The 520-nt window shown below is 67.3% G+C and carries 1 protein-coding gene; it reads right to left on the bottom strand.

The window, feature by feature from the left end; all coding sequences use genetic code 11:
- Positions 1-519: FAD-dependent monooxygenase (locus tag ACYP5B_RS48965; protein ID WP_459574694.1), on the bottom strand; the 519-nt coding region annotated here is incomplete at its 3' end.
- Position 520 lies beyond the last annotated feature (1 nt).

Genomic DNA, 520 nt, shown 5'->3' with positions numbered 1-520 from the left:
GGTCTTCCCGGCGAAGGCAAGGCCGGCGTGGCGCCGCACGAGAGAATTGGCGCCGTCCGCGCCCACGATATAGCGCGCGCGCACGGTGGCCGTGTCTCCGCCGGGAAGGCACACGGTGCACCGCACCGCTTCGCCGTCGTCGTCGAAACCGGTGAGATCGGCGCCGAGAGCGATGCTCACGCAGGGGTAGCGGCTTAAGCGGGCGCGCAAGGCGCGTTCGAGATCTGGCTGATAGAACGTGACCAGTTGCGGGTGGCAGTCCTTGGTGCCCGCTGTGTTTGCACGCGCGTATCTGCCGAACAACGGCGAATGCATCTGCACCTTGGCAATGGCCAGCGTATCGAACGCGCCGTCCTCGAGCCCTGCCATCTGCAGTATGCGCAGCGCTTCGTTATCGAGCGCGATGGCTCGGGGCGCGGTGAATATATCCGCGGCCTTGTCGATGGCCAGGGTACGGACGCCGTAGCGTCCCAGCAGGTTGGCCGCGGTTGCGCCGACCGGACCCAGGCCCACCAGCAGG

The organism is Cupriavidus sp. 8B, assembly GCF_054589115.1.
This window is presented reverse-complemented; position numbering and strand designations above follow the sequence as displayed.